This window comes from Mesorhizobium sp. M7A.F.Ca.CA.002.09.1.1 (assembly GCF_003998555.1).
GTDB classification, from domain to species: domain Bacteria; phylum Pseudomonadota; class Alphaproteobacteria; order Rhizobiales; family Rhizobiaceae; genus Mesorhizobium; species Mesorhizobium ciceri.
In genome coordinates this window covers 1-5249 of record NZ_RZRR01000356.1, presented here as the reverse complement: position 1 = coordinate 5249, position 5249 = coordinate 1, and the positions used below count along the sequence as shown (strand labels likewise).

Genomic DNA, 5249 nt, shown 5'->3' with positions numbered 1-5249 from the left:
CTACCCGACATGCCGTCGGAGCCGCCGCATTGCAGGCCGACGACGATCTCGCTGACCGGGATCGGCTCACGCTTCAACTGGCCGACTTCCTCGGCGATCTCGGCCAGCACGCCCATCGCTTTTTCCACCGATTTGCGCGACCCGCCGGCGTCCTGGATGTTGAAATGGCGCTTGCCGGCAGCGACGCCCTTCTGGCCGTAGAGGGTGAGCTGGTTGACCTCGCAGCCGAGGCCGACCATCAGCACGCCGCCGAAATTCGGGTGGCGGGCATAGCCGGCAAGCGTGCGGTGCAGCACCATCATGCCGTCGCCGGTGCCGCTCATGCCGCAGCCCTGGCCGTGCACGATCGGCACGAAGCCGTCGATGCCGGGGTATTTCGGCAACAGCGTGCGGTTGGCGGTATCGGCGATGGAATGGCAGACGGTGGCCGAGCAATTGACGCTGGCGACGATGCCGATGAAGTTGCGCGTGCCGGCGCGGCCATCGGCGCGGCGATAGCCCATGAAGGTGCGGGCGCGGTCGGCCTCCGTCGCGTGCTCGGCCTCGCTCGGCGGCACGACCGGCAAGCGGCCGGATTCGAAAACCAGATTGTGCGAATGCACGTGCTCGCCGGCTGCGATGTCCTGTGTCGCGCGACCGATCGCCTGGGCGTATTTCACCACGGCCTCGCCGGCGGCGATCGGCTTGATCGCCACCTTGTGGCCGGGCTCGATCAGCGCACTGGCGACGGCACCGCCCGGCAGCGCGGTGCCGATCTCGATGCGGCCGTTGGCGACGGCGACATTGTCGGCGGGGGACAGAAGAATGCAGTTGGAGGCGTTCACGGGCGGTTTCCTGGGTGATCCTGGGTTGCGCGGGGCGGATTGACACGCGCCTGTTTAGAGATATTGTCTTTTATCGTGAAAAAACAGTTTTGCGTCAATTGTTTTTTCGTGGGGAGTTCCGCATGTCTCCGGGTTGTTCCGGGAAGCAATTTCGCTTCTCAGAGCCATGCGAACGTCATATTGCGCTTCAAACCGTCCGCTGCAAGCGACGGCGTGCAACGGGTCAGGGATGTCGAAGAGCAACAACGTCTACAAGGATGCCTACAACCGCTGCCTGCGGCTGCTCGACGAAACGCGCAGCCTGCCTTCGGAGCCGGAACTGGGCACCTTGCTTGGCGTCAGCCGGACCACGGTGCGCACCATTCTCGCGCGCATGGAAGAGACCGGGCTGATCGCCTGGAACAAGCGCGCCAAGACGGTGCTGCGCGAACCGCTTCCCGATGATTTCTTCCCCGAGGAAGAGACAGACACGCTGGCCGAGATCATCGAACGGTCGTTCATGCGTCGGCTGCTCGCCGGCGGCGCCGAAGCCGGCATGCAGATCAACGAACTCGAACTGGCGCGCGAGATCGGCGTCGGCACCACCAGCGTGCGCGAGTTCCTGATCCGCTTCTCCCGCTTCGGCCTGATCGAGAAACGTCGCAACAGTCATTGGGTGCTGAAGGGCTTTACGCGCGCTTTCGCGCTGGAGCTGACCGAAATCCGCGAGATGTTCGAACTGCGCTCGGCGGCCGCCTTTGCCGCTTTACCGCAGGACAGCGCAGTCTGGACCGATCTCGACCGCCTGGAAGACGAGCATCGCCAGCTGGCAAACGACATAGCCGCCCGCTTCACCGAGTTCTCCGAACTCGACGAGCGCTTCCACCGGCTGATCCACCGGGCATCGCGCAATCGCTTCATCGTCGATTTCTACGATGTCATCGCCATGATCTTCCACTACCATTACCAGTGGAACAAGGCGCAGGAACGCGAGCGCAACGAAGTCGCGATCGGTGAGCATCTGGTCTACATAGAAGCGCTGAAATCACGCGATCTCGGCAAGGTCGACGCCGCTTGCCGCAAGCATTTGAAGTCGGCGCGCCAGACATTGCTGACCTCGATCCCGGAGAGCCGGTCGCTGCAAAAACACTGAGCCGCATCGCGGCTCGGAGCCCTGTTTCATGCATGTTGTCCCAAAACCGCTATACACTTCTGGGCGACATGCCTTGGGCCTGCCGCGTTGCCGCCGCGGCGATTTGGCGATTTTCCACCCGCCGGCCCCGTGCTAGATATGGTTGGTTGCTGCGAAGAGGCAGGGCTTTGGGCGTATCGAGGAGACGATGGAGCATGCCGGTCGCGCTTGTCGCGGCCTATCTGCTGTTGCTCCAGTCGACGCTTGGTGCATTCGCCTTCGGCGCCGGTCCCAATGCATCGCAACTCGACGCTTTTGGCAACGTCATCTGTACCCATGAAGGCGCAACCCAGCTTCCGGGCGGCAACCAGCCGCCGTCCCATCTGCCGGCATGCTGCGTGCTCGGCTGCAGCATGGTTTCGGCGGCCTTTGCGCCGCCGCCCAATGCCGGTCTGGCGCCGGGCAGCCTTTCCTTTGAAACGGTCGCCTTTGTCTTCCCGGCGGCCATCCATCTCGACTTTGCGCGTGAGCGCTCGCCGTCGAACCCGCGCGCGCCGCCGCTGACGGCCTGAGCCTGTTTGCCCGGCGGAACCTTTCGTGGGCGTACCCATCCAAAGATCTAACTGCTCGCGACCGGCAACGGCGCGACCTTCACTTCATGGAGCAACCATGTCCTATTTTTTCCCTGACGCCGCGCGTCCTGAGCCGGGCAGCATTCTACGCGGCATCGAAGAGCGTGTCGGCATTGCCGTGCTGGCTCTTGCGCTGCTGTTCACAGGCGCCCAGTCCGTCCTCGCGCATGAGTTCAAGGTTGGCGATCTTGAGATCGGCCACCCCTGGTCGCGCGCCACGCCGGCCGGCGCCAAAGTGGCCGGCGGTTATTTCACCATCACCAACAAGGGCAGTGCGCCGGATCGGCTGGTGTCGATTTCCTCCGATGTCTCCGAAAAGGCCGAGCTGCATGAGATGGGCGTCAAGGACGGCGTCATGACCATGCGGCCGGTTGCCGGCGGCCTGGAAATTCCGGCCGGCGGCAAGGTAGCCCTTGCACCTGGCGGCTATCATTTGATGTTCATGGGCCTGAAGCGGCAACCCAAACAGGGCGAAAAGTTCTCCGCCACCCTGACCTTCGAAAAGGCCGGCGCCGTCAGCGTCGATTTCGCCGTCGAAGGCATGGGCGGCGGCGCCGTGGACGATCACGCCAATTGACCGCGCCAGCTCGACAAATCTTGAAAATCCGAGGGACCATCATGAACAAATATCTTTTGTCGGCCGGCGCACTTCTCGCGCTCGGAACCAGCGCCGCCTTCGCGCATATCACGTTCGAAACCCAGGAGGCGGCGGTCGGCTCGACCTACAAGGCCGTTTTGCGCGTGCCGCATGGCTGCGACGGCAAGGCGACGACCGCCGTGCGCGTGCAGATTCCGGAAGGGGTGATCGCGATCAAGCCGATGCCGAAGCCCGGCTGGACGCTGCAGACCAAGAAGGGCAAGTACGAGAAATCCTACCAGCTCTACGGTCAGGCGGTGACCGATGGGGTCAAGGAGGTCGACTGGAGCGGCGGCAACCTGCCCGATGAATTCTATGACGAGTTCGTTTTCCGCGCGACGCTGACGGCGGATCTCCCCGTCGGCCAAAAACTCTATTTCCCGGTCGTGCAGGAATGCGACGGTGCAGCCGATCGCTGGATCGAGATTCCAGCGGCAGGGCAGGATGAAGACGCACTGGAAAGCCCGGCACCCGGCATCAAGCTGCTGCCGAAGAAATGATCTCCCAGGCGGCGCGCTCTTTCGAGTGCGCCGCTCTTTTTTCGTGGCGGTGACATGAGCACGACCTCCCTCCTGCAAACGGCTTGCATGACCGGCAAACGCACCGGCCGGCTTGCCGTCGGCCTGTTGGCTGTGATCGTGTTTCTTGCCAGCCTTGCCGTGTCAGATCAGGCCTTTGCCCATGCCGCGCTGATCAAGACCGACCCGGCCGACGGCGCGGTGCTGGCACAGGGACCGGCGCAGTTCTCGCTGACCTTCAGCGAGCCGGTCTCGCCTCTGGTGCTGACGCTGGTGAAGCCCGACGGCAAGCCGGTTCCACTGACCGCCTTTCGTCTCAGCGACCAGACCGTCGAGATCGACAATCCGCAGCCGCTCAAGTCGGGCACGCATGTCTTGAGCTGGCGCGTCATCTCCGCAGACGGTCATCCCGTCGGCGGATCGCTGCTGTTTTCCATCGGAGCGCCCAGCGAACCGCCGGCCGTATCCGAAACCGTCGACTGGCCGTTGCGGTCGGCTATCTGGGCGGGCAAAATCTTTCTCTACGTCGGCCTCTTCCTCGGCGTTGGCGGCGCCTTCGCGCTTGCCTGGTTGGCCGGAAGTGCCCGTGCCGGGCAACGCTTCGTTGCAGCTGCAATCCTGAGCGGGCTGGTCGCGTCGTCCCTGTCGCTCGGATTGCAGGGGCTTGATGCACTCGGGGCGCCGCTCTCCCATCTGGCACAATCGGTCATCTGGCGGACCGGGCTCGGCACCAGCTTCGGCTGGACGGTGCTGGTCGCGCTGATCGCGCTGGGGCTTGGCCTGCTGTCGCTGGCCGGTCCCCGTGCCACCGCCAAGCCATTGGCGCTGGCCGGCCTGGCCGGGGTGGGGATTGCCCTTGCCGCCAGCGGCCATGCCAGTGCCGCCGAACCGCAATGGCTGACGCGGCCGATGGTGTTCCTGCATGGCGTCTGCATCGCGTCGTGGGTCGGCGCATTGGTCCCACTCGGGCTGGCGCTCAAGGGGCAATCGGCGGAGGCCACGCCATTCCTGCGGCGATTTTCTTGGGCGATCCTGCCCGTGGTGGCCGTGCTTGCCGCTGCCGGCACCGTGCTTGCCGTCATCCAGGTGCAAACGCCCGCGGCATTGGTCGACACCGCCTATGGAAGGCTGCTGCTGATCAAGCTCGGGCTGCTGGTCTTTCTGTTCACGCTCGCTGCCGTCAACCGCTGGAAACTCACGGCATCGGCCGAGGCGGGATCGACGGAAGTTCAACGCAGGCTGGTCCGCTCGATCGGCGTCGAGATGTTGATCGTGTTGGCGATTTTCGGCGTTGCCGCGGGCTGGCGCTTCACACCGCCGCCACGAGCCCTGGCGATCGCGGCAGCGCAACCGGTGTCGGTCCATATCCACGCGCTGCAAGCGATGGCCGATCTCAACATCACTCCAGGCCATGCCGGCCCGGTCGTTGCCTCGATGGTCATCATGAGCGGCGATTTCGGCCCGCTCGACGCCAAGGAGGTAACGCTTGTGCTGTCAAAGCCCGATTCCGGCATCGAGCCCTTGAAG

6 protein-coding genes are annotated in these 5249 nt (G+C 64.2%); 5 read left to right on the top strand and 1 reads right to left on the bottom strand.

What is annotated here, in order from left to right:
• The coding region (locus EN994_RS16715; RefSeq protein ID WP_164745964.1) for a UxaA family hydrolase at positions 1-824 on the bottom strand (824 nt) is incomplete at its 3' end.
• A gap of 229 nt (positions 825-1053) precedes the next feature.
• On the opposite strand from EN994_RS16715, the gene EN994_RS16710 reads away from it, so the two are divergent.
• The 5 genes from EN994_RS16710 to EN994_RS16690 form a co-directional block, all read left to right on the top strand.
• Positions 1054-1956, top strand: coding sequence for a GntR family transcriptional regulator (locus tag EN994_RS16710; protein ID WP_013529532.1), 903 nt, complete (start codon positions 1054-1056; stop codon positions 1954-1956).
• Between the two features lie 194 nt (positions 1957-2150).
• Positions 2151-2507, top strand: coding sequence for a DUF2946 family protein (locus EN994_RS16705; RefSeq protein WP_063169028.1), 357 nt, complete (start codon positions 2151-2153; stop codon positions 2505-2507).
• A 97-nt stretch (positions 2508-2604) separates the two neighbouring features.
• Positions 2605-3144, top strand: a complete 540-nt coding sequence (locus EN994_RS16700) for a copper chaperone PCu(A)C (protein WP_063169027.1) — start codon at positions 2605-2607, stop codon at positions 3142-3144.
• A gap of 41 nt (positions 3145-3185) precedes the next feature.
• The gene (locus EN994_RS16695; RefSeq protein ID WP_013529535.1) at positions 3186-3704 is read left to right on the top strand and encodes a YcnI family protein; all 519 of its coding nucleotides are present in this window, start codon (positions 3186-3188) and stop codon (positions 3702-3704) included.
• A gap of 54 nt (positions 3705-3758) precedes the next feature.
• On the top strand, positions 3759-5249 hold a 1491-nt coding region (locus EN994_RS16690; protein WP_127307662.1), incomplete at its 3' end, for a copper resistance CopC/CopD family protein.